General features: G+C 44.7%; 19 protein-coding genes and 2 tRNA genes. 9 read left to right on the top strand and 12 right to left on the bottom strand.

Annotated features, from left to right (window positions below; translation table 11 throughout):
• Positions 1-34 precede the first annotated feature (34 nt).
• Positions 35-850, bottom strand: coding sequence for a 23S rRNA (guanine(745)-N(1))-methyltransferase (rlmA, locus tag BCV39_RS06395; protein WP_102433608.1), 816 nt, complete (start codon positions 848-850; stop codon positions 35-37).
• Positions 851-1,054: 204 nt separating this feature from the next.
• Here rlmA and BCV39_RS06390 point away from each other — a divergent pair, with 204 nt between their 5' ends.
• Entirely contained in the window at positions 1,055-2,023 is a 969-nt protein-coding gene (locus tag BCV39_RS06390; RefSeq protein ID WP_017063437.1) for a nucleoside hydrolase, read from the top strand.
• Positions 2,024-2,109: 86 nt separating this feature from the next.
• Here BCV39_RS06390 and BCV39_RS06385 read toward each other — a convergent pair whose 3' ends face one another.
• Together BCV39_RS06385 and gap are read right to left on the bottom strand one after the other, a co-directional pair.
• Positions 2,110-2,994 (bottom strand): D-hexose-6-phosphate mutarotase, encoded by an 885-nt coding sequence (locus BCV39_RS06385; RefSeq protein ID WP_102433609.1) that lies wholly within the window; start codon positions 2,992-2,994, stop codon positions 2,110-2,112.
• A gap of 242 nt (positions 2,995-3,236) precedes the next feature.
• Positions 3,237-4,232, bottom strand: a complete 996-nt coding sequence (gap, locus tag BCV39_RS06380; protein WP_017059382.1) for a type I glyceraldehyde-3-phosphate dehydrogenase — start codon at positions 4,230-4,232, stop codon at positions 3,237-3,239.
• A 319-nt stretch (positions 4,233-4,551) separates the two neighbouring features.
• Between gap and msrB the strand changes: the two genes are divergently transcribed.
• Positions 4,552-4,989: a peptide-methionine (R)-S-oxide reductase MsrB gene (gene msrB / locus BCV39_RS06375; RefSeq protein WP_080967323.1), complete on the top strand. Its 438-nt coding sequence runs from the start codon at positions 4,552-4,554 to the stop codon at positions 4,987-4,989.
• 178 nt (positions 4,990-5,167) lie between these two features.
• On the opposite strand, the gene BCV39_RS06370 is transcribed toward msrB, so the two are convergent.
• Positions 5,168-5,974 (bottom strand): DUF2989 domain-containing protein, encoded by an 807-nt coding sequence (locus BCV39_RS06370; protein WP_102433610.1) that lies wholly within the window; start codon positions 5,972-5,974, stop codon positions 5,168-5,170.
• A gap of 113 nt (positions 5,975-6,087) precedes the next feature.
• Between BCV39_RS06370 and BCV39_RS06365 the strand changes: the two genes are divergently transcribed.
• On the top strand, positions 6,088-6,369 hold the full coding sequence (locus BCV39_RS06365; RefSeq protein ID WP_010437067.1) for a DUF1315 family protein: 282 nt from the start codon (positions 6,088-6,090) through the stop codon (positions 6,367-6,369).
• A gap of 143 nt (positions 6,370-6,512) precedes the next feature.
• Here BCV39_RS06365 and ansA read toward each other — a convergent pair whose 3' ends face one another.
• Positions 6,513-7,529, bottom strand: a complete 1,017-nt coding sequence (ansA, locus tag BCV39_RS06360; RefSeq protein ID WP_019823767.1) for an asparaginase — start codon at positions 7,527-7,529, stop codon at positions 6,513-6,515.
• A 118-nt stretch (positions 7,530-7,647) separates the two neighbouring features.
• The gene (sppA, locus tag BCV39_RS06355; protein WP_102433611.1) at positions 7,648-9,498 is read right to left on the bottom strand and encodes a signal peptide peptidase SppA; all 1,851 of its coding nucleotides are present in this window, start codon (positions 9,496-9,498) and stop codon (positions 7,648-7,650) included.
• 279 nt (positions 9,499-9,777) lie between these two features.
• Between sppA and BCV39_RS06350 the strand changes: the two genes are divergently transcribed.
• The 3 genes from BCV39_RS06350 to BCV39_RS06340 all read left to right on the top strand — a co-directional run bounded on the left by BCV39_RS06350 (position 9,778) and on the right by BCV39_RS06340 (position 14,652).
• Positions 9,778-11,787, top strand: a complete 2,010-nt coding sequence (locus BCV39_RS06350; RefSeq protein ID WP_165886704.1) for an NADPH-dependent 2,4-dienoyl-CoA reductase — start codon at positions 9,778-9,780, stop codon at positions 11,785-11,787.
• A 206-nt stretch (positions 11,788-11,993) separates the two neighbouring features.
• The gene (locus BCV39_RS06345) at positions 11,994-12,542 is read left to right on the top strand and encodes an NAD(P)H nitroreductase (protein WP_009848708.1); all 549 of its coding nucleotides are present in this window, start codon (positions 11,994-11,996) and stop codon (positions 12,540-12,542) included.
• Positions 12,543-12,657: 115 nt separating this feature from the next.
• Positions 12,658-14,652 carry a DNA topoisomerase III gene (locus BCV39_RS06340; RefSeq protein WP_102433612.1) on the top strand — a complete coding sequence of 665 codons (1,995 nt, stop codon included), beginning with the start codon at positions 12,658-12,660 and terminating at the stop codon, positions 14,650-14,652.
• A gap of 18 nt (positions 14,653-14,670) precedes the next feature.
• Here the strand turns inward: BCV39_RS06340 and BCV39_RS06335 are convergent, their stop codons facing one another.
• Both BCV39_RS06335 and BCV39_RS06330 read right to left on the bottom strand, forming a co-directional pair.
• Entirely contained in the window at positions 14,671-15,672 is a 1,002-nt protein-coding gene (locus tag BCV39_RS06335; protein ID WP_102433613.1) for a DUF3080 domain-containing protein, read from the bottom strand.
• 7 nt (positions 15,673-15,679) lie between these two features.
• Entirely contained in the window at positions 15,680-16,366 is a 687-nt protein-coding gene (locus BCV39_RS06330; protein ID WP_102433614.1) for an SDR family oxidoreductase, read from the bottom strand.
• A gap of 261 nt (positions 16,367-16,627) precedes the next feature.
• Between BCV39_RS06330 and BCV39_RS06320 the strand changes: the two genes are divergently transcribed.
• Positions 16,628-17,548, top strand: a complete 921-nt coding sequence (locus BCV39_RS06320) for a histone deacetylase (protein ID WP_102433615.1) — start codon at positions 16,628-16,630, stop codon at positions 17,546-17,548.
• Positions 17,549-17,613: 65 nt separating this feature from the next.
• Here the strand turns inward: BCV39_RS06320 and BCV39_RS06315 are convergent.
• From BCV39_RS06315 to BCV39_RS06300, 4 genes are all read right to left on the bottom strand, one after another.
• Positions 17,614-17,704: transfer RNA gene (locus tag BCV39_RS06315), tRNA-Ser, on the bottom strand.
• Positions 17,705-18,149: 445 nt separating this feature from the next.
• Positions 18,150-18,240 (bottom strand) — tRNA-Ser (locus BCV39_RS06310).
• Between the two features lie 138 nt (positions 18,241-18,378).
• Positions 18,379-20,187: a DUF3413 domain-containing protein gene (locus BCV39_RS06305; RefSeq protein WP_102433622.1), complete on the bottom strand. Its 1,809-nt coding sequence runs from the start codon at positions 20,185-20,187 to the stop codon at positions 18,379-18,381.
• Positions 20,188-20,215: 28 nt separating this feature from the next.
• A complete protein-coding gene (locus BCV39_RS06300) occupies positions 20,216-20,443 on the bottom strand; it encodes a YejL family protein (RefSeq protein ID WP_017068253.1) in 228 nt (75 codons plus the stop codon).
• Between the two features lie 84 nt (positions 20,444-20,527).
• Here BCV39_RS06300 and yejK point away from each other — a divergent pair, with 84 nt between their 5' ends.
• Both yejK and BCV39_RS06290 read left to right on the top strand, forming a co-directional pair.
• The gene (yejK, locus tag BCV39_RS06295; protein ID WP_017061190.1) at positions 20,528-21,532 is read left to right on the top strand and encodes a nucleoid-associated protein YejK; all 1,005 of its coding nucleotides are present in this window, start codon (positions 20,528-20,530) and stop codon (positions 21,530-21,532) included.
• A gap of 105 nt (positions 21,533-21,637) precedes the next feature.
• The gene (locus BCV39_RS06290; protein WP_102433623.1) at positions 21,638-23,035 is read left to right on the top strand and encodes an Hpt domain-containing protein; all 1,398 of its coding nucleotides are present in this window, start codon (positions 21,638-21,640) and stop codon (positions 23,033-23,035) included.
• The last annotated feature ends 35 nt before the right edge of the window (positions 23,036-23,070 follow it).

Here is a 23,070-nt window from a genome sequence, read left to right as displayed (position 1 = left end):
ATAAGAATTCAATGCAAACGATAATCAATATCAATTAATTTTGTTTGCGATACACCCGCAGCATAAAGTCAGCTTCACAGTTGAATTGCTCGGCTTCGGTGAGTTGTTGTTTAAACTCTTCACTCGCCTTCCAAGCAAACGGCGTCATCTGTAGCAGGTCGAATGCATCTGACCCCGATAGTTCCATCATATAGTTTAGTTGCTCTTTATGCTCAAGCATAAAACCTTCGATCATCTCTGGATCTTCATCGTGCAAACGAACGCCATCATAAATCGCATCACGCAGCTGATAAAGGTGTCGGCTAGCGGGTGTTACGGTGATCACCACACCATTATCTTTGATGGTGCGTTGTAACTCTTCAGCCTTGCAAGGTGCGTAAATGCGTAGAATGCCGTCTAAGCTATTTTCCGCAAAGGGAAGACGATGGCTTGATGCAACTGAGAAGTCGACAGCAGGGTAGCGCTTAGCGGCGTATTTGATAGCAATTTTAGAAATGTCTAGGCCAAAAGTAGCACCATTCTTTTCTTGAAGATTCACAGCAATTTCGTTGGTGTAATACCCTTCGCCACAACCAATATCCAATAGGCTAGGCGCCTCTTCTGGTAGGTAGCGAGAACACAACGTCACCACCGCTTGGCGCATTGGGTCATAGTGGTTACCTTCAAGGAAGCGACGACGTGCCTGCATCATCTCTTTGTTGTCACCTGGATCTTTTGAGCGTTTGTGGTGCGCAGGCATCAAATTGACATAGCCTTCTTTCGCTAGGTCGAACTGATGGTTCTTTTCACACTTAAACGTACGATCGTTTTGAGATAAAGGTTGGTGACACAAAGGGCATTGGTAAGTCATGACGATCTCAGAGGCATAGAGTTGGGCGAAGATTCTATCAAAAAGGTCTGCATCAGGCTAAATAAAAAGGCGAGAATATCCGCTTCTAGAATAGTGAGCTTATGGCTTATTACAATAAAAATCAGAGCTTAGGTTTAGGTCACGTTTATCTGCGTTTTTTCTGGGTATCGTCTACGCTTTCCTACTGTTTAATTAGAAGCTGATATGACAAAGAAAATCATTCTAGATACAGATCCGGGCATCGATGATGCAATGGCCATCCTATTTGCGGAAGCACATCCTGATATTGAGTTAGTGGGCATCACTACTGTTTATGGTAATGCGACGATAGACAACGGGACTCAAAATGCCCTTTATCTGAAGCAGAAGTTTGGAATGAAGGCGCTTGTGGCTAAGGGAACGGATAAGCCGTTAATAAGAGATCCTGTTGGAGCCACGGTTGTGGTGCATGGCGAGGCTGGATTTGGGGATGTGAAAGCGCCAAGTTCATTAGATGTTACAGCGCTTGATAAGCCGGCTTACCAGTTCATTATCGATAGTGTTCGAGCTGAACCGGGAGAGATCACTCTTGTGGCGGTTGGCCCTCTTACTAACCTCGCGCTCGCTCTGGAAGCGGACCCTGAAATTGTCGACTTAGTAAAAGAAGTGGTCATTATGGGGGGCGCGTTCGGTGAAAATGACCATCGAGGTAACGTGACGCCATTTGCTGAAGCGAATATCCATGATGATCCTCACGCTGCGGATAAGGTGTTTACGGCATCATGGCCTGTCGTGATTATCGGATTAGATGTCACTGAGGAGAGCTTCTTTACTGGTCAATACCTTGATGATTTACGAGATGATGCTGGAGAGGTAGGGCAGTTTATCTGGGATGTTAGCCGTTACTACTTAAAGTTCTATTCTGAAAAAGTAGGAATGGAGGGTTGTCATGTTCACGATCCTTCAGCCATTGCTTATGTTATCCAACCATCTCTATTTACCTGTCGTAGTGGCTCAGTCAGAGTAGTGACTGATGGCCCCGCTGAAGGGATGACAATTCAGAAAGTTGATCAACGTAAATATATGAATGATGAGTGGAGTTCATTCCCTGCACAAAAGGTCGGCGTTCAAGTGGACAACAATGCTCTGTTGTCACTCTATAGAGAAACTTTAGTTCACTATTCACAGCAGTAAAGCTAACTAATCGTCATCGTAGTGTTGTAAAAAATAGCTGTAAAAAAGGCCGGATAAACCGGCCTTTGAAGAGTTTTTTGAGTCGCTTACTGAGCTGAAATCACCGTAATCAGCTGGTGGCTTTCGCCAGGCTGTAATGTTTTTCCTGCTTCTAGGCTTGGTGCGTGCAGTGTTGATTCAACACATAGCATGGTTAGGTAACCGTCGTCTTGCATGTCGCCCATACTAGCGGCGCCTTCTGCCCACGGGTTCCACAGTACTGCAGAGTTATGACCGTGGTTTTCAACTGTTAGCGTGCGATCTAGCTTCTTGTCAGCAACAAAAATTTGCGCTTCTGGTTGCGTGTAAACACGGTCAATCGTGTCGGTTAGTACCAGTTCATCACCGCCTTGGCAGATCTTGCCACCTTGCAGGCTGTCGATGTACTTAGCGCCCATACCTGTGGTGGTGGTGTTATGAATGTCTGCAACGTTTAGGTAAGTGTGCAGCGCACCAGAGAAAGTCCATGGTTGTGAATCTGTGTTCTTCACGTCCAGGGTTACTTTTAGTTGCTCACCGATCTCAACATTCAAACGTGCATCGAACTGATGAGGCCATACTGCTAGCGTCTCTTCGCTTGGCTTCAGACCTAAGCTAACAATCACGCCAGCTTCGCTTTCACGGTGCTCAACCAATTGCCATTCACTTGAACGAGCAAAACCATGTGCAGGTGCTGCAATGCGACCAAACCAAGGCCAACATACTGGAATACCACCACGCAGAGCCGTTTTACCATCGAATTTAGCTTGTTGGCTCATCCAAATCAGGTCTTCTTGACCTTGCGGTTGGAATGACACCACATGGCCGCCAAACAGTGAAATCGCTGCGTTTGCTTTATCGTGGATAACGCGAACCAGTTTTACACCTTCGTGTTCAACGATAGTGACGTTGTCAGAAAGTACCGCCAGTGCAGGTAGAGTAGATAAATCCATTACATGATCCTTCTAAGGAAATTGAATTCAAATGCTGACTAGAGTGATGCTTGTGTTTTCATAAGTAACAAGCAGAGCCAGTATTAGAATTGAATTTTGCATTTGGGCTATCTTTATGAGCTTAGATAGACGCGGTTTAAAAGATAGCAGGTATTAAAAAGGCGACACTAAGGTCGCCTTTTTCAAAGTCTGCTCAAAACAGTCTTCGCTAATGCTTATCTAAAGCTATTTCTAAAAAGAAATTACTTAGAGATGTGAGCGATTAGGTCTAGAACTTTGTTTGAGTAACCGATTTCGTTGTCGTACCAAGATACAACTTTAACGAATTTGTCAGTTAGAGCAACACCAGCTTTAGCATCGAATACTGAAGTTTGAACTTCACCGATGAAATCTTGTGATACTACTTGGTCTTCAGTGTAACCAAGAACGCCAGCCATTTCGCCTTCAGAAGCTTCTTTCATTGCAGCACAAATTTCTTCGTAAGATGCAGCTTCTTTTAGGTTAACTGTTAGGTCAACTACAGATACGTTAGCAGTTGGTACACGGAAAGCCATACCAGTTAGAAGGCCGTTTAGTTCTGGAAGAACAACGCCTACAGCTTTAGCAGCACCAGTTGAAGATGGGATGATGTTTTGAGAAGCACCACGGCCACCGCGCCAGTCTTTAGCAGAAGGGCCATCTACAGTTTTTTGAGTTGCTGTAGTAGCGTGAACTGTAGTCATAAGACCAGACTCAATGCCCCACTTATCGTTAAGTACTTTAGCGATAGGTGCAAGACAGTTAGTAGTACAAGAAGCGTTAGAAACGATGTCTTGACCAGCGTAAGATGCTTGGTTAACGCCCATTACGAACATTGGAGTTGCATCTTTAGAAGGACCAGTAAGAACTACTTTCTTAGCGCCAGCAGTGATGTGCTTACGTGCAGTCTCGTCAGTTAGGAAAAGACCAGTTGCTTCAGCAACTACGTCTACGTCGATAGCATCCCACTTAAGATCTTCTGGGTTACGCTCAGCTGTAACACGTACAGTTTTACCGTTAACGATTAGGTTACCGCCTTCAACTTCAACAGTACCGTTGAAACGGCCGTGAGTTGAGTCGTACTTAAGCATGTATGCCATGTACTCTACGTCGATTAGATCGTTAATACCTACTACTTCGATGTCTGCACGCTCTTGAGCTGCGCGGAATACGAAACGGCCGATACGGCCAAAACCGTTAATACCTACTTTGATAGTCATTGTAGTTGCTCCACAACTTAATTTCTGATTAAAGATAACTGGTAGTAAAATTACAGAATCCAGTATACATCTGCAATAGATAATCCGACTTAACTTGTTTAATGTCAAAAAAAAGCGACGCTTTTCTTAACAATTGGGTGTAAGTGGTTGAAAATTGACCATTGCAAGTGGCTCTGTACCCTTCCAGTTGGGTAAAATACCCCTAAATGATGATTCACTTATGAGTGTATATGTACAATGTTTCCTGGTGAGAAAGTATGTGCTACAAAACGACTGATATGCAAGCCTTTATAGAAAAAAGTAAATATAATAACTGAGAATGTGGAGAAATATTAACGTGATTCAAAAGGGAGGAAATATGATAAAGCCTGATGAATACTGGCGTGAGCGCCTAACAGACGACGAATTTGCAGTGTGTCGTGAACGTGGTACTGAAGCCCCATATAGCGGTAAGCTACTGCACAACCATAAGACTGGTGTCTATAGCTGCACATGCTGTGAAAGCCCTTTGTTTCTGTCGGATAACAAATACGACTCTGGGTGTGGTTGGCCAAGTTTTGATGCCCCAGTGAATGATGAAGCAGTACGCTATATAGAAGATCTAAGTCACGGAATGAAGCGTGTAGAGATCCGTTGTAACGCCTGTGATAGCCATTTAGGTCACGTTTTTCCTGATGGTCCGAAGACCACAGGTGAACGATTCTGTGTTAATTCGGTGTCGTTAATTTTCAACAAAAATGACGAAAGTACGAAATAACTTGTAACTATTGTCTAATCCTTACAGGTCGCATTTGCCGATTTAGGAATGCTGAATGACCCAAGATTTCAGAATTAACTCTAGTACAAATAAAAACAGCTACCAGAAAGGTAGCTGTTTTTTTTGAAAGCGGGTGAATGAATCGGAAGCTTAGGTTAGAACACACTAAATGGTGCGCTCAGTAACTCGGGACGATTGAAGGGCTGTAAACTCCATCCTCAATAGCTTCGACGATGTTGTCTGCGTCTTTATTTAGCTTCTTATAGGTTGCCTTGTCGAAACGGTACAGCACAGTTAGCTCTGCTTCAGAAGCAATCGGCACGTCAAAGTCTTTGGCAACCATCGCCCAAACGTACGCTTTTTCCATATGGCCAAGGCTATGGTTGATACTTGCCATCGACTTGAAGATTTCAGTGTTGGCTACTGAGCCATTAGAAAGCGTTAGCGCATTATTGAGTAACTTAAGTGTCTTTGCATGATCGCGGGTGGTGTAGAAGGTTGCCAAGGCATATTGCATCTCTGCTGTATTTAATGCTTCTTTTCCTTCTAGCTGTAGGAAACTGCGTCTGGCGTTGGTGTCCCCAGTTTGCGACCACAAGAAGTAAAGCGTTTCTGGTGTATCGGCTTTCGATAGCTCATCAACAATGCGCTCAGACTCTTCGATACTGTGCATTAAAGAGGTAAAGCGACGCTCTTGCAGCTTAGATTGATCGATTGTTTCGATCTGCGCCGCGAGTTCTAGGCACTTTTTGTAGGCCGTGACTAATTCGAATTCTTTAATTTTGTTTATTTCGGTGGGTTGCTTCTGAACTTCAAATCGATGCCAGATAAGATCGGTACGTGCTACGCGACATTGCCCATCGTTCATATTCAATTGTTCACACTGAAGGCCCGGGTTGCTTTGGCACAGTTGATCGGTATTTTTGTTCCCTTCAAGACACCCAACCAGAGTGAAAGGCAATAGGCTAATCGCCAACCATTTCATAATTTTCATATTCCTTCACTTGTGATCAAATGCACTTATTATCGGTCAGGTTCTTGACTCAATTTTGTTACGGGTTATTTTCTGGTGAAAATTGTTAAAACTAAGGCTTTACCATGGATGCAGAACAACTTCTTAGCGCAATGACTCCCGAGGTCTACGAACGTTTAACCTACGCAGTTGAAACGGGTAAATGGCCAGAAGGTACGGCGCTCTCAAAAGAACAGCGTGACTCGTGTATGCAAGCGGTTATGTTATATCAATCTAAACATAACTCTGAAGCTCAACATATGACAATTGCAGCTGGTGGTGAAATTAGCTTTAAATCTAAGTCTGAACTAAAGAAACAGTTTAAGTCAGATCAAGAAGACATTGTTAGGGTTAACCCGAATCATTAAGCTTAAATTACAACAAAGGGGTGGCAATGTGCCACACCTTTTAGTTTAACTCGTTTATTTATAAGCAATAAAACGATTTAGTTCACGTTAAGCCGCCGTTGCTATCATCGAATAACTGGGTTTAACATGAATCTGTGAACTGGTTATAAACTCATCTCGCCACGCAACACTTGTTGCATTTGAGCCTTCACTTCTTCGTAGCCTAGGTTTTGGCTTAGTAGATAATGTAACTTCGCCAGTGCCGCTTCCGGTGTCATATCATAACCGCTGACAACGCCAGCTTCTGCCAGTGCACAACCTGTCGCGTAACCCCCCATATTCACTTTACCCGCTAAACACTGAGTAAGGTTCACCACGATAACACCACGCTCTGATGCGTCTTTAAGGTGTTGAAGCAGTTCTGGGTTTTGTGGTGCATTACCAACACCAAAAGTAAGCAGAATCATTGCGTTCACAGGCTGCAATAACGTGTTGCGAATCACTTCGTGTGAGATGCCAGGGTACATTGTGATTACGCCAATAGGTTGCGGAGTAATGTTATGAACCTTGAAAGCGCCTTCAGGTTGTTCGTTTACCTTTACGTTATTGCTAAGTTGGATATTGATACCCGCTTCTAGCAAAGGATTCAGGTTTGGAGAAGTAAACGCATTGAAGCCATCTGCGTGTGATTTTGTGCTGCGGTTACCACGCATCAACTTGTTGTTGAAGAACAGTGTCACTTCGTTGATAGGGTAGTTTGCTGCAATGTGCAGTGCATTCAGCAGGTTTGCTTGTCCGTCTGAACGAAGCTCTGCTAGGGGGATCTGAGAGCCCGTAACAATCACAGGTTTGCCGAGGTTTTCAAGCATGAAAGACAGTGCAGAGGCGGTGTATGCCATAGTGTCTGTACCATGCAGGATAACGAAACCATCGTACTTATCGTAGTTCGCGCGAATGTCATCAGCGATGGTCTGCCAATCAAGTGGCGTCATATCTGAAGAGTCCATTAATGGAGAGTATTCGTGAATGGTGTACTCAGGCATCTCTGGGCGATGGAATTCAGGCATGCCAGCTAGCTGCTTATCCATGAAACCTGCGACAGGAACATAGCCGTGGTCAATAGACTTCTGCATGCCAATTGTGCCGCCGGTGTACGCGATATAGATGTGTTTTCTTTCCATGGCGATTAATACTTAGTGTGATATAGGGAACAGGGGGGCGATTATAGCGAATTATCATGCAATAAAAAGAGGCGCCTCACACAGAGGTGCCTCTTGATAATAAAGCGTTGAGCTTATCTTATTGAACTTGGCAGTTTAAGCAGAAAGCGTATCGGCCTTGTGGGTCGTTAAAGTTGCCTAACAGCTGGCTATCTTGAGCTAACTGTTGAGTAATGGGCTGTAAACTGCTTGGAATCATTGACTGAATATCAAGGCCTATCGACATCTGAATTTGGTTCATAAATTCTTGAATAAATTGCTCAGTCGCCGAAAGTGGTTCTTCTACCCAGTAGATGTTGTAACTTTCAAGCTCTGCAAGTGAAGCCGCCGCTGCAACCGCATCATCGAAATCACCAATCTCATCGACTAAGCCTTTCTGAATCGCATCTTGACCTGTCCAAACTCGACCTTGAGCAATCTTGTCGACCGCATCGACTTCCATGCCGCGATTTTCTCCAACTAGGCTGATGAATCGACGGTATCCGTTTTCAATGCCCATTTGGAACGCGTCTTTCGCGCCATCGCTAAGTCCAGTTGTAATACCAAGACCTGAGAAAGGTGACGTACCAACGCCATCCGTGTAAACACCAATATCATTCAGCCCTTTTTCGAAGGTAGTGATAACACTGAAGATACCAATCGAACCCGTTAGTGTGGTTGGCTGAGCTAGGATCTTATCTGCGCCCATCGAGATCCAGTAACCACCTGAAGCAGCAAGACTCGACATCGACACAACAACTGGCTTACCCGCTTGCTTGATCGCTTCTATTTCATTACGAATAACTTCTGAAGCAAAGGCACTGCCACCTGGGCTATCTACACGAAGTACAACGGCTTTCACTTTATCGTCGTTACGTGCTTGGCGAAGTAGGGCTGCAGTGGTATCTCCGCCAACTGTGCCACGTGGCTGCTTGCCATCCATAATTGCGCCGCTGGCAACAATCACGGCAACGTCGTGTGATTCACTGGTCATGTCGGGAAGCATGGTTGCACGGTATTCGTAGTAACCAAACGCGTTGTAGCTGTCTTGACCGTCACTGCCGAAAACATCTGCAAGCTCTAGGCGAACTTGTTGGCGTGTCGCTAACTCATCCACTAAGCCAAGTTTCTCAGCCAGTTTTGCAATGTCACCATCGACAGACTCAAGTTCTTTCAAGAAGGTGCCCATGCTTGGGTTCAGTGTTTTAGCGTCGATCTGACGGTTGTTACTGACGTCATCAACGTACGCACCCCATAGTTGGCTTAACCAACGAGAAGCGGACTCTTTCGCTGCATCTGACATGTCGTCACGAATGAATGGCTCGATAGCTGACTTGTAAGTACCCACACGGAACACGTGTGTGTTTACGTCTAGCTTCTCTAATAAGGTTTTGTAGTAAAGCGAATAAGCGCTGTAACCTTTAAGAAGAACCCCGCCATCTGGTGATAGGAAGACTTTAGTTGCGTAGCTTGCTAGGTAGTATTGGCTTTGGTTGTAAAAGTCACCCACCGCATAAATAGGTTTGCCTGCCGCTTTGAACTCATTCAACGCTTTAGCGATGTAGCGCAGCTTGGTTAGGTTGGTTTCTGGCAACTCTTTGAGTGCTAAAACGATACCTGTAACCTTGTCATCGTCTTTTGCGTAGCGAATCGTTTCAACGATATCAAACAGGATGTTCTCTTTTGGAAGGTCTTTGCCAAGCAGCGAACCCGTGACCGAATCCATCGGATTGATATAGCGACTTTGTTCTACAATAGGACCAGACAGGTTAAGCACCAGAGCTGAATCCTGTGGAACCGTCGGTTGAGCCGTATCTGAATGGAAGTACACAAAGTAGATGATGGCGATACTGAGTAAAAAGACTAGGTTAACCAGCGCAAGACGTACAAACGTAATGAGCTTCCAAATCCCTTTAAAGATCATACCTATAAATTTGAATATTTTTTTCATTCTGTCTCCGCAGTGAGATCACGTCGCTTTAACAAGCCGTAGTACCATTAATCTCAATCATATGAACTGCTTAGTATCCTACGACAATTCCCAAGCTCAAACTACACCAAGAATTGTTAATCGATATATATTCTCATTAAGTGTAGTCAAATTAAGGGGTTCTGAACGATTAATACCTTCAGCATTATGATCGGTGTTACAAAAATGTAAACGGTTGTTTGAACTTTTGGTGATTGAACTATACTGTGGTCAGACCACAAGGATAAAATAATAGAAGTGATGTCTGCCATGTACCCACATTTACTTGAACCACTCGATCTTGGATTTACTCAGTTACGTAACCGTGTATTGATGGGATCAATGCACACAGGTTTAGAAGAAAATAAAGAAGGCCTACACAAACTTGCCGCGTTTTATGAAGAGCGAGCAAAAGGAGGCGTTGGTCTTATTGTTACCGGTGGTTTCTCTCCTAATTTACGTGGCAGATTAACCCCATTTAGTGCTGAATTCAGTAAAGTAAAGCACGCCAAAGCGCACCAAGTTGTTACCGAAGCCGTCCACAAGCACGGCGGTAAAATTGCGCTTCAACTATTGCATGCCGGTCGTTATGCGATGCACCCATTCGCGCAAAGTGCTTCTGGCATTAAAGCGCCAATCGCTAAGTTCGCACCCAGTGAGATGAGCCCTCGTCAGATCAAAAAGACCATCGGTGCCTTTGCCAATAGTGCAGAGCTCGCTCAGGTTGCTGGTTATGACGGCATTGAGATCATGGGCTCGGAAGGTTACTTGATTAACCAATTCATTTGTAAGCGTACCAACATGCGTTACGACGAGTGGGGCGGTTCTTACGAGAAGCGTATGCGTTTCCCGCTAGAGATCGTCAAATCGATTCGCGAAGCGGTGGGTAAAGATTTCATTATTATTTTCCGACTGTCGATGCTGGATTTGGTTGAGCAAGGTAGCACCTTTGAAGATGTTGTTCTTTTGGCTCAAAAGCTAGAAGAAGCGGGCGTGACTATCATCAATACTGGTATTGGTTGGCATGAAGCTCGTGTTCCGACTATCGCGACGCAAGTACCACGCGGTGCATTCTCTTGGGTAACCGAGAAAGTGAAACCATACGTGTCGATCCCAGTGGTGACATGTAACCGAATCAACACGCCAGAAGAGGCCGAACGTATCCTCAGTTCAGGGCAGGCCGACATGGTTTCAATGGCGCGCCCATTCTTGGCAGATCCGGACTTTGTTAATAAAGCCGCTCAAGACCAAGCGCAGTTCATCAATACCTGTATCGGCTGTAACCAAGCTTGTCTTGATAACGTGTTTAAGGGTAAGCGAGCGAGCTGTTTGGTTAACCCACGAGCTTGTTACGAGACTGAAATTGTTGTTCAGCCAGCGCAAGCGACTAAGTCCATTGCGGTTGTCGGCGCAGGCCCAGCCGGTTTAGCCTGTGCAACGACTTTAGCGCAGCGTGGACACAAGGTTGACTTGATTGAGAAAAATGACCGTATCGGCGGCCAGTTTAGATTAGCAATGCAGATACCGGGCAAAGAAGAGTTCAGAGAAACGATTCGTTATTTTGCTAACCAAATCGATGCATCCGGCGTGAATCTGAAACTGGATACCGAAGCAACGTTTGAGATGTTGTTGAAGTACGATGAAGTAGTGATGGCTGCTGGCGTAGAGCCAAGAAAGCTCGATATTGAGGGCATTGACCAAGAAAACGTGGTCGATTACCAAACCTTGATTCGCGAAAAGACACCAGTAGGCGAAAAGGTCGCGATTGTTGGTGCTGGTGGTATCGGTGTCGATGTGGCAACCATGCTGACAGAGCCGACTTCACACAGCCTAGACGATTGGCTGCATGAGTGGGGTATCGATAAGAACATGGAACACCCAGGTGGTTTGTATCCTTACCCGGATTCATTCAGCGACAAAACGGTTTGGGTGATGCAGCGTAAAGCGGGGCGCGTTGGTAAAGGTCCGGGCAAAACTACAGGCTGGATTCATAAACGTACGCTAGAAAAGCGCGGCGTGAATCTACTGGGCGGCGTGAGCTACAATAAAATTGATGACCAAGGTCTGCATATCAGTATTGGCAAAAAAGAACAGGTCCTCGATGCCGATTCCGTTATCGTGTGTGCAGGTCAGGTGTCAGTTCGTCCATTTGAAGATATGTGGCAAGAGTTTGGTGGCAAACTGCACGTGATAGGCGGTGCCGATTATGCCGGTGAGCTGGATGCAGTACGTGCTATCCGTCAAGGTGTTGAACTGGCTATTAAGTTATAGAATCAGCCATCAAACTGTAATCTTACCGGTAGATATTGTTACTTAATTTGCTGAGCTAGATTTTGAACAAGGCTCCTAAGTCATAGATTTAGGGGCCTTTATTGTTTTTAATCTAGCCCAAATTGACAGTGGTTGAGATTTATTATCGTTTGTATTCTGTGCTAAAGTTCAACTATACAAACAATAAAAATTAGTAAGGACTTCAAATGGATGCTTTGGATCTATTGCTCAACAGACGCTCAATCGCAAAACTCTCTGATCCAGCACCTGAAGGTGTGGCGTTAGAAAACATCATTAAAGCAGGGCTGCGCGCTCCAGACCACGGTGCACTAACACCTTGGCGCTTTGTTATCGCGCAAGGTTCTGGTCTACAAAAGCTTTCAGACATATTGGTTCGTGCGGCACAAGCTGACGAGAGCGAAGAAGCGGTCATTGAGAAAGTTAAAAAAGCGCCGTTTCGAGCACCAATGGTGATCACTATCATCGCAAAGGTAACTGAGCACGAAAAAGTGCCCGCGTTCGAACAACACCTATCTGCGGGTTGTGCTGCACAAGCCATGCAAATGGCTGCCGTTGCTCAAGGTTTCCAAGGTTTTTGGCGCTCAGGTAAGTGGATGTTCCACCCTGAGGTTCACCAAGCTTTCGGCCTAGAAGGCGACGACGAAATTGTTGGCTTCCTATACCTTGGTACTCCGGGCTGTACGCCAATGAAAGTGCCAGAACGCGACTTCTCAAAGTTCGTTGAGTTCTTATAAAGAAAGCTGAAGCTTGAATAGTGGAATGCTAACTGTATAAACAACCAGTTTTTCTTGATTTATTAGGGCCACATTAGATAATGTGGCCCTAATTGTTTGTAGCATCTGGAAAAACATGTCTCGCCTTATTATTGCTGAAAAACCAAGCCTCGGCCGCGCGATCGCCGCTGCACTGCCTAATCCACAGAAGAAAGACCAAGGGTTTATCAAATGTGGCAATGGGGATGTGGTGACTTGGTGTATTGGACACTTATTGGAGCAGGTTGAGCCGGATGCTTATGACGACCGCTACAAGAAATGGAACTTGGCCGATCTTCCTATCGTGCCAGAGCAGTGGCAGCTAAGACCTCGTAAGACATCCAGCAAACAGCTTACGGTGATCCGAAAGCTACTGAAGGACGCCACTCAAATTGTTCACGCCGGAGACCCGGATAGAGAAGGGCAGCTGCTGGTTGATGAAGTGATTGATTACTGCAAAATATCCAAGGCTAAGAAAGAGTCGATGGACAGGTTATTGATCAGCGACTTGAACTTACCTGCCGTAAAACGTGCACTTTCCCAAATGCGCAGTAACCGTGACTTTATTCCACTGTCTATTTCTGCATTGGCACGCTCTAGAGCCGATTGGCTGTATGGCATGAACATGACCCGAGCTTATACCTTGCTTGGTCAAAAGGCTGGCTACCAAGGCGTGTTGTCGGTAGGGCGAGTACAAACACCTGTACTTGGTTTGGTCGTAAGGCGTGATGAAGAGATCGAAAACTTCATTCCAAAAGATTACTTCACTTTGCATGCCTTGATTCCTTACCAAAACAACGGTCAGAGTTTTGATATTCGTGCTCGTTGGAAACCGAGTGAAGCATGTAAGCCGTGGCAAGATGAAGAAGGACGCGTGCTCAATCGAAAGCTGGTTGAGAACGTTGCTCAGCGAATTGCGAATCAACCCGCGACGGTGACGGAATCAGAGCAAAAGCAAAGTAAACAAGCTGCGCCACTGCCTTACTCGCTGTCAGCTTTGCAGATTGATGCGTCTAAGCGTTTTGGTATGAGTGCTCAGCAGGTGTTAGACACTTGTCAGTCTTTGTACGAGAAACACAAACTCATCACTTACCCGCGTTCTGATAGCCGCTATCTACCTAAAGAGCACTACTCGCAGCGAGAATCGATCGTTGATGCTATCGCTAATAATGCGAAAGAGCTACAAAGTGGCGCGCAGGGCACAGATCTCTCACTGAAATCAAAAGCATGGAACGACAGTAAGGTGGATGCTCACCACGCAATAATCCCAACACCGAAGAAGTCATCGGTGAATGGTTTATCTGCCAATGAGATGAAAATCTATCAGCAAATCGCTCGTCAGTATCTAATGCAGTTCTACCCACCTGCGGTTTTTGCGGATGCTAAGCTAGTCTTTGATATCGCTGGTGGCGTGTTCATTGCGAAAGGACGTCAGCTTATCAACCCAGGTTGGAAAGTGTTGATGGGCAAAACGGACACCGAAGAGAAAGGTGATGGCACGGATACGGTTCCTCCATTGGATAAAGGGACTGTGTTGACGTGTCGTGAAGGCGTGATTGGTGATAAAAAAACTGAGCCACCAAAACACTTCACAGAAGCGACATTGCTCCAAGCGATGACAGGTATCGCCCGTTTTGTCGCGAACAAGGACCTGAAAGCTATTTTGAAAGAGACTGATGGTCTTGGAACAGAGGCGACTCGTGCGGGCATTCTCGATACGCTATTTAAAAGGCAGCTGCTAACGCGCCAAGGTAAAAGCATTCATAGTAGCCCAGCAGGTAGAGGTTTGATTCATGCTCTACCTGAGGATTCGACCTTCCCAGACATGACAGCGCACTGGGAGCACCAGCTGCAAGGTATGGCAGAACGAAATCAAGCATACCAACCTTTTATGCAGGCACTGGAAAGCAAGATAGATGGCCTGATGGGCAAGGTAAAAACGGGAGAAGTGCCTGAATCACTTCGCCACCTCCCTAAAGTCGAGAGACCTGCATTTAAACGTCGTAAAGGCGGTGGTACGAAGAAGTCTTATGCCAACAAAGGTACGTATGCTAAGAAAGGCTCTTCCGCTAAAAAGGGCACTAAAAGCTAAGACTTATTGAGGTTAGGATTAACGTCCGACTTTACGCCCACAACGTTTAAACAGTTGCTGCCAATAGTCCACATGGCGGCGAGTTGATGCGCGAAAGGCTTGGTGCGTATCTTTGATGGGAAAATAATAGCTGTGAAGTTCTGGCTGAGCATCAAACATAACAAGCTGCGATGCTAACTGCTGATAGTAGCCATCCAGCTGAGCCATGTAAGGCTGAACCTTGCCAATATACTGTTGTTCGAAGACGTTGTTGAGATAACGAAATTTAGTGGTGTCTCGTTGCTTACCACAGATGATATTGGCATCAAAGGTGGTGAGTTGCTTAGTAATGGTATCCAATTCTGCCGAAGCACGAGCGAGCGAGTAGTACAAATCTCCAAGCGTAGAACTCTTCTCCAATACTTCTTGAACCTCAATGGTTTTGCCCGAAACGAGCGATGTGTTTAACGCTTGATTGATATGTTCTAGGGCGTCGTTTGTCTGTCTCACTTGATCGCTAATATCAGCACGTAACCACTGACTCCCCCGCATTTGCGACTGCATGGCATCACTGGTATAGATGAGATTCCATTGATGTAGCGGAAACTGTGCGAGTTTCTGTTGCTCAATTTCTTTTAGTAATTCTACGATCTCTGGGTCTAGCTTGTGATTAGCTAAACATTGCCCAACACCTTCCAGTAGAGCGACCTGATAATCATAATTTCGGAACTCGTCCGCGACTTTTCCGAGTACTGAATTTCTCTCGGCAATTAGATTAAATAACCCACACTGACGAAGCTGGTAGCTGTCGATGAGTCCGATAGAGAGCGAAGGTATATCCAGTAACAGCTCTCGCTTTCTTGGTAACGCCTCAAACTCCCAGTTCTCTTTGATCTCATCAGCGTCTTGTACCCTGGCTATTTTAGTTTGATAGTCGTCAAATAAGTCTCCAGGGCCTTCCCCAAAACACCCACCGAGCACCACGGTTAACAAAACCAGTGGCGAACGTCGCAGTAAATTTGCAAGAAGGCGATGATTCATGGGGAGCCTACCAGTCTATCTCGGTGCCATCGAAATTGAAGAAGTGACCACTTACTTCGGTATTGGCAGATTCGATGACTTTGATAAGACCAGATGCTGAAGTGTCTGTGTCGATTAGAGCATTGGGCCCACCCATTTCAGTCTGTACCCAACCTGGGTGCAGCGCTAACACAGTAAAGCCACCATCGGTTAGGTCGTTGCTTAAACTCTTCACAACGGAGTTAAGAGCCGCTTTAGAGGAACGATAGATGTAGCCACCGCCAGAGGTGTTCTCTGTCATGCTGCCTACTCGAGAAGACAAGCAAGCGACCTTTTTCACGTCACTGTTTTCTAGAACAGGTAATAGCATTTCGACAAGCTTCAATGGCGCAATCGTATTGACTTCAAAAACACGTCGCCACTCTTCGACATCGGTGTTACCCAGTCCGTAACCTTTTGGCCCATAGTAGCCAGCATTGTTAATCAAGATATCTATCGACGGAATCTGAGAGGGAAGTTGGCTCACCGTTTGGTAATCGGTTATTTCTAACTGAATGCAGGTTAAGTTGCTGTTGTGGTCTGCGAGTGAGAGCAGTTCTTTTGCTGAAGAGGCGTCACGGTAAGTTGCGTACACCTTGTGATTACCTTTCAAGTATTGTTGAGTCAAACTTAAGCCAATGCCGCGGTTCGCTCCAGTAATAAAAATAACGCTCATGGTGATTCCTTTTCAGTTCAATTAGTTAAGTTTGATGGCTTAACACGAGAAAATCAACGGTCCACCAACTGGCCATTAGCATTCCTACAAAAATCATTACTGCAGCCATCGAGCCGCAGATCACCCCAAGGATGAGTATTACGTTTTTCATTGTTGCCTCTAAAATGGATTTAAGGTAATGATAATTGTTATCATTAATTAAGGTTGTCGCCAAGTCTGAGGCTGTTATGATTTTGAGAAAGATACGCAATTAACTTGATTATGATTCCTTTAATTTACCACCCAATCTATTCGCAACTGCCTTTACCTGAAGGTCACCGTTATCCGATTAACAAATATCAGTTGTTACACAGTGCTGTTGAGGCGCTAATGGATAGCGACCCCTTGTGGAAGAGCAGGTTTGAAGTGTTCCAACCAACGCCCGTTTCGGTTGAGCAAGTAAAACAGGTACACGATAGCGAGTATGTCGATTTGCTTGTTTCTGGAAACCTGCCTGCGGCAAAGATGAGGCGTATCGGCTTTCCGTGGAGTGAGCAACTTATTGAAAGAACGCTCTATTCCAGCGGAGGAACTTGCTTGGCCGCAGAAATGGCGATAGAGAGTGGTTTAGCGATTCATTTGAGTGGTGGCTACCATCACGCGCATCATGACTTTGGCAGTGGCTTTTGTCTGTTGAATGATCTTGTGCTGGCAGCAAAGCACGCGTTGACCTTTGAGCACATAGATAAAGTGTTGATTGTCGATAGTGATGTTCATCATGGCGATGGCACTGCGACGCTTTGCCAAGATAGCGATGAGATTATTACTCTGTCTTTCCACTGTGACAAAAATTTCCCTGCACGAAAACCATTATCGGATTTAGATGTGCCATTAAGCCGTGAAACTGAAGATGAAGAGTTTCTAAGGTGTTTCGAACAAGTCACTAAGCTGGCGATTGCCCATCATCAACCTGATCTCATCATCTATGATGCGGGTATCGACATCCATCAAGACGATGAACTGGGCTATTTGAATGTGTCTACTCAAGGCATATTTGAACGCGACTGCTTCATTATTGAATTAGCGAAATCAGACTCCATTCCGATGGCGTGTGTTGTTGGTGGTGGCTATCGAACACAGCATCAAGATCTGGTTCCTATTCACATGCAGTTATTGAAAGCGGCACTAGCCGTGAATAGTTGACCTGTTGAACTAGGTTTTCTCCAGATACAAAAAAGCCGCTGATTTCTCAGCGGCTTTCTTTAATGTGGTGGAGGGATAGGGATTTGAACCCTAGAACCGCTATTAACGGTTGCCGGTTTTCAAGACCGGTGCTTTCGACCACTCAGCCATCCCTCCAATGGCGCGTATAATATAAGGGTGGCTTTCGCTTGTAAATACCCTTATCAACTGACTGCTTTTTTTATGAACGCTTTTTGGTGTTTTTGTTCTGGATGGTTGTTTTTCGCTCGGTTTATTAAGAAGCAGACCAAACCTTATATTCAATAAGCCAAGAATTCTTAACTTTCGTTATACGCGAAGTGTTTCCGTGCCATTAAAAAGAAAGTATCTATTTGGCTTGCAGGTAAAGTTATGAGGGAAGTGGTTTAGGCATAAGAACTTTCAGCTAGGGACTCTTAACTAGGAGCTTTTAGCTTAGAACTCTGAGATCGGAATTTAAGAGTAGGTATCAAGTGAATGAGTTTGAAACTGGGACTGCAGAGAGTTTTGTTAGATGAGCTTTATATTTTAAAAAGCTTCAGATGCAAAAAAGCCGCTGATTTCTCAGCGGCTTTCTTTAATGTGGTGGAGGGATAGGGATTTGAACCCTAGAACCGCTATTAACGGTTGCCGGTTTTCAAGACCGGTGCTTTCGACCACTCAGCCATCCCTCCAGTGGCGTGAATAATATAAGGGGCAGAGGATCTTGTAAACCCTTAATTTTCATAATTTTGTTTTGTTGCTTGTTTTCTAATCACTCACGGCAATAAAAAAGGGAAGCGCTTGGCTTCCCTTTTCTGTGTGCTGATTATTTAGTCATTTTTTGTGTAGAAACGCTGTAGCTCGGTTAGGCCTTGCATCAACACAGGTAAGCGAGGGCTTACGTTTTTCAAGCGTTTGTAATTCTGGTCGTACAATTTGTAGTTGCCAAATTTATCTAATACCGTTGTTTGTTGGTCAGTAACAAGAGCAAGTTCACGAGAGTCGCCCGCTAGGATCCACTTTCTCTTACGCTCATTAAACAGGCTGCGACCACTACTGAAGTCCGTTGGGTTCGAAGATACGCCCAATAGCTCTTGCATCAGTGTTACTGATACGTCTAGATGACTAGAACGGTGCGTGTATTCAGAAGCAGACTTACCTGGCCAGCTGATAAACAGCGGTACTTGTAACTGATAACGACTGTAGTTGGAGTTTGCACCCCAGCTGTTGGTTTTGGTTTCGTTAAACTCAGTACCGTGGTTAGAGGTAATGATAACTACTGTGTTGTCGGCGAGCTCTAAGCGTTCCAGTTCAGCGTAGATAGTTGCTAACTGAGCATCGGCCGCTGTTGCTGACTTTTGATAATCTGCAGCAAAACGTTCTGCTGTTGTTAACGTTGAGTCCGACTCTGAACTTGAATCGTAGCTGGCGAAGTTATCCAGTGTAGTCAGTTCAATAAAGTTAAACCAAGGGCGTTTAGCTTGTGGTGATTGAATCCAATCAGACCAAGCTTTGATTGCACTCTGGTCATCATAAGTTGCTTGCTGTGGCATAACATCACGGCCTCGGAAGATAATATCCGAGTAAAGTGTATCGCTAAAGTTGTCGCCGCTGAAAGCAGCAAACTTATAATCGTGATTATCTAATACATCCAACAGTACTGCGCTTGACCCTTGAGCTTCGATGCTGCTTGCGTAGCTGCTCGGCAGGCCGTAGAACAAGCCGAAAATACCAAACATATCGTTACTTGAACTGTAGTGGTTGGTGAAGTTGATCGACTGTTGTGCGTAAGCATAGCTGTTTGGCATCGCTGTCGCATTTAGTGCGTCAGCGCGAAGGTTGTTCACACTCACCATCAGGATATTAAGATCATCACTGCGGCGGTTGTATTGAATTTTTTCTAGCGGATAGCTAACTAGGTTTACGTTCTCTTTGTTCGCTTCTAAACGCTCAAGGTACTCTTCACGATCTAATAGGCCATGTTTTTCCATAAAGCTTTTCGCTGTCATTGGGTAAGACAGTGGGAAGTTCGCTTTCTGGCTAGTAATTGGGTTATAGAAATACGCATCAGCCCACATGTAGGTCAAGTGGCTGCTGATGAAACACAAGAAGAAGACGGCAGTAATCGGACGGCCAATGTGTTTATGAGACAGTTTACGCTGCTTACGCCAAACCCACTCAGACAGACCAAGCTGTAGTAAGAAGATAAATGGCATAACAATGAAGAGGTGCTGCAAATCAGATGTGAATGCAGATTCCTCTCCACTGAATAAAACCTCCCACACGACAGGTGTCAGGTGGAGGTTTATATTTTGATACGTTTGGGTATCAATCAGTAGGACAGTTAAACCTATGGTCGCAAAACAAACCGCAACCAAACGTAATAACTTCCTCGACGGAAGAATAAAAGTGAGCGGGAACAGCACTAATAGATAGAGCGCGAACACTAAAAAGCCAAAATGACCAACCCACGATGCAGCCAAATAAAATTGACCTAGCAAGGTTTCTGGCCAAGCAGATTGAGTAATATAACGAGTACCAATCAACATCGCAGCAATGATGTTGAAAAATGCAAACCAGTGACCCCAACCAACCAGTCGAGATACACGATCGCTATATGAGTTTGCGCTGTCTACCATTTATAATTCTTTTATCCGTCAATCAAATTTAGTGAGACTTTTTATCTTCAAGAGAAGAAATTAAAGCCTCGGCAAATTTTTCAGCAATTCCTTTGCGTTGTGAAGCAGCAACATTCTGATTTAAGACATTGGTTGCGATATTTCCAGCGATCATCAGTGAAAGTTCTGGCGAAGCTTTGTGCTTAGATAGTACAGCACCTACTTCAGCTAGGATTTTTTCAACTTGATCATCTGTGTATTTAGATATAATCGGCATAAGGACTCTAATAATGATAGTAAAAGCGGCTTATGATAACCTACTATGCACGACAACTGAAACCTGAACGGTAATATTTTCACTATGAGCCTTCACCTTTCCAACGTAATTTTACACCAGCTGAGTAAGAACGATCAGGATGAGCTGATTGTTAACTATCGTGCTGAATCTCTAGAAAACGATGCTTCATCTGAAAGCCTAGTTGCTGAACTTCACCGTGTTTTTAATTCAAAAGCAGGCAAAGGGTTTGGTTCTTTCAAATCTGACAGCGAATTCCAGCAGTGGTTGCATCAACTTCGTGCTGGTGAGACAAACTTTTACGATTTTTCTCAAAAGAGTGCGCAACGTCTAAAAGACGAACTATCAAAGTACCCATTCGCTGACGAAGGTATCTTGGTAATGGCCGAATATCAGTCACTTGCAACAGATTACCTTTTCATTGGTTTATTGCCTTCAAACCAAAGCCTAAAGGTAACTGAAGGGCTTGATATTAGTGCGACTGACTACCTTGATATCTCAAAAATGGATATCGCGGCTCGCCTAGACCTTTCTACTTATGAGACTGACAAAGAGTCAAACCGTTACTTAACTTACATTAAAGGACGTGTTGGCCGTAAAGTCGCGGATTTCTTCTTAGATTTCTTACAAGCTGAAGTCGGTTTGGATGCAAAACAACAAAACCAAGTACTGATGCAAGCGGTAGAAGACTTCGTTTCTGACTCTAAATTGGAAAAAGAAGAAGCGATCAGCTACAAAAAGCAGGTTGCGGATTACTGTAACGAGCAGCTTAAAGCCGGTGATGAAGTACAAGTGCGTGAACTTTCTGGAGAATTGCCAGCAAGCACAGATGGTACCAGCTTCTTTGACTATACTAGTGAGCAAGGCTACGAGCTAGAAGACAGCTTCCCAGCCGATCGCGCAACTATGCGTAAACTAACAAAATTTGTTGGTGCTGGTGGCGGTTTGAATGTTAGTTTTGATAGTCTGCTTCTAGGCGAACGTATCTTTTACGATCCGGAGACAGACACGCTTACGATTAAAGGCACTCCACCGAACTTACGTGACCAACTGACTCGCAATAAGTCATAGTCCGAAGTTAACGGATAAAAGCGGCAGCAGGATGTTGTCGCTTATTTTGTGCTCAATCTTTTAGTAAGTGTCATGGCTTCAAGTTAACACGCACAAGGAATATAGATGGAACAATCAGTAGCAAAGCCCAAACGCTTTAAAAAACCAGCGACCTTCTTGGTTGTGCTCTTGGCTCTGTGGCTACTTCCTTCATTGGCTCTTCTTAATCTAAGCCGTTCCTACACCAATTCTCTTGCTCAAATCGAAGAGCTCGGTATTCGAGTCAACGAATTGAGGCAATCGCTCTATTTCTCAGAACCGCTTCGAGTCTCTCGTATCAATGATCTCGCACTCGACGCTCAGTTGGTTTATTCGATCCGACTGCAGATTGAATCTGATTTCCAACACGCCTTGTTTCGTCCTGATGTGAACCAACTGTTGTACGTAGCCGATCAGTTCCTAGAAAAGTTCGATGAGTTCATTCCGATCGAAAGCCAAGTTCAAGACATTGTTGATAACATTAAGATGTTGCGTGCTGATAAAGAGCTTTCCCCTAAGCTAAAGCCACTACTAAATGAATTCGGAGTTGTGGTATTTGAAGCAATGTACTCTGACAATCAAAGTTCGTCAGCGACTTATCGATCCTTTGATTCCATTCTAGAAAAATCTTATTCATTAGAAACCGAAGAACAAGATGCACTCCAACAACTACTGGCTGATGCGTCAGCATTGTTGAGTGATTATGCTCAGCTTAACTATTTGGTCGATAAGATTAAGAAAAACTCAGTGAATGAACAGATCATTAAACTCGAAGCTGAGTTCCACGATCGTCAGTTCAACTTATTGTTGGTGATGCTAGGTCTAAGCTTAGTGGCAATGAGCGGGATAGTGTTGTGGGGCGTTAGATCCAAAAAAACGATTACAGAAGCCGGTCACGAACTCAGTTCTGAGCCTGAAATTGATTCCAGTAAAGAAAAGGCTTCTTCAAGCGACGTGGTTTCCTCAGCCGTGAAACAAGCAGATAATGACGCTTATGTGCCCGAGAACACGTCAACGAACCAGTATTCCGACCCTCAACCTCCGCAGAGTGTTAGCGTCTCAAGGCATGTTCAGCAACACTCTGTAGAGCAAGGCCTTGAACCGACGCCAGTAGAAGAAAAGCACATTGCTAGTGTGACAGATTCAAAGCCTGCAATTGATATCGAAGACATGTTAGAAACACTCGATGGTGATGCTGAATCTGTCGAACTGTTGCTTGGTGTGTTTGTACAAGATCATGCCGGTGACTACGAGAAGTTTAAATCTTTGCTGACCAAAGATGAAACCTCTGCCGCTCGCATTGTACATAGCTTAAAAGGTGTGGCTGGCAGTATCAAAGCGTCTCGGTTGGCGATTATTGCCGCGAGTATTGAAATGACAATGAAGCAGTCCAGAGCCATCAGCGAACACGACTTAGAAGAACTAGAGCAGGCAATAAAAGCCTCTGTGGATTCTGCTCATGAATATTTAGACAGTCAGCGTTAACTTTTACAGGAATTTTGACAATACTCTGACGAAGC

The sequence above is a fragment of the Vibrio sp. 10N.286.55.E10 genome, assembly GCF_002872555.1.
GTDB classification, from domain to species: domain Bacteria; phylum Pseudomonadota; class Gammaproteobacteria; order Enterobacterales; family Vibrionaceae; genus Vibrio; species Vibrio crassostreae.
This window is presented reverse-complemented; position numbering and strand designations above follow the sequence as displayed.

Excerpts from the sequence above, each read along its gene's own strand:
- gap (WP_017059382.1), bottom strand. The coding sequence starts at position 4,232 with ATGACTATCAAAGTAGGTATTAACGGTTTTGGCCGTATCGGCCGTTTC.
- BCV39_RS06350 (WP_165886704.1), top strand. The coding sequence starts at position 9,778 with ATGTCTGCCATGTACCCACATTTACTTGAACCACTCGATCTTGGATTT.
- sppA (WP_102433611.1), bottom strand. The coding sequence starts at position 9,498 with ATGAAAAAAATATTCAAATTTATAGGTATGATCTTTAAAGGGATTTGG.
- BCV39_RS06290 (WP_102433623.1), top strand. The coding sequence starts at position 21,638 with ATGGAACAATCAGTAGCAAAGCCCAAACGCTTTAAAAAACCAGCGACC.
- BCV39_RS06300 (WP_017068253.1), bottom strand. The coding sequence starts at position 20,443 with ATGCCGATTATATCTAAATACACAGATGATCAAGTTGAAAAAATCCTA.
- ansA (WP_019823767.1), bottom strand. The coding sequence starts at position 7,529 with ATGGAAAGAAAACACATCTATATCGCGTACACCGGCGGCACAATTGGC.
- BCV39_RS06340 (WP_102433612.1), top strand. The coding sequence starts at position 12,658 with ATGTCTCGCCTTATTATTGCTGAAAAACCAAGCCTCGGCCGCGCGATC.
- BCV39_RS06320 (WP_102433615.1), top strand. The coding sequence starts at position 16,628 with ATGATTCCTTTAATTTACCACCCAATCTATTCGCAACTGCCTTTACCT.
- BCV39_RS06390 (WP_017063437.1), top strand. The coding sequence starts at position 1,055 with ATGACAAAGAAAATCATTCTAGATACAGATCCGGGCATCGATGATGCA.
- BCV39_RS06385 (WP_102433609.1), bottom strand. The coding sequence starts at position 2,994 with ATGGATTTATCTACTCTACCTGCACTGGCGGTACTTTCTGACAACGTC.
- yejK (WP_017061190.1), top strand. The coding sequence starts at position 20,528 with ATGAGCCTTCACCTTTCCAACGTAATTTTACACCAGCTGAGTAAGAAC.
- BCV39_RS06370 (WP_102433610.1), bottom strand. The coding sequence starts at position 5,974 with ATGAAATGGTTGGCGATTAGCCTATTGCCTTTCACTCTGGTTGGGTGT.
- msrB (WP_080967323.1), top strand. The coding sequence starts at position 4,552 with ATGTGGAGAAATATTAACGTGATTCAAAAGGGAGGAAATATGATAAAG.
- BCV39_RS06335 (WP_102433613.1), bottom strand. The coding sequence starts at position 15,672 with ATGAATCATCGCCTTCTTGCAAATTTACTGCGACGTTCGCCACTGGTT.
- rlmA (WP_102433608.1), bottom strand. The coding sequence starts at position 850 with ATGACTTACCAATGCCCTTTGTGTCACCAACCTTTATCTCAAAACGAT.
- BCV39_RS06365 (WP_010437067.1), top strand. The coding sequence starts at position 6,088 with ATGGATGCAGAACAACTTCTTAGCGCAATGACTCCCGAGGTCTACGAA.
- BCV39_RS06345 (WP_009848708.1), top strand. The coding sequence starts at position 11,994 with ATGGATGCTTTGGATCTATTGCTCAACAGACGCTCAATCGCAAAACTC.
- BCV39_RS06305 (WP_102433622.1), bottom strand. The coding sequence starts at position 20,187 with ATGGTAGACAGCGCAAACTCATATAGCGATCGTGTATCTCGACTGGTT.
- BCV39_RS06330 (WP_102433614.1), bottom strand. The coding sequence starts at position 16,366 with ATGAGCGTTATTTTTATTACTGGAGCGAACCGCGGCATTGGCTTAAGT.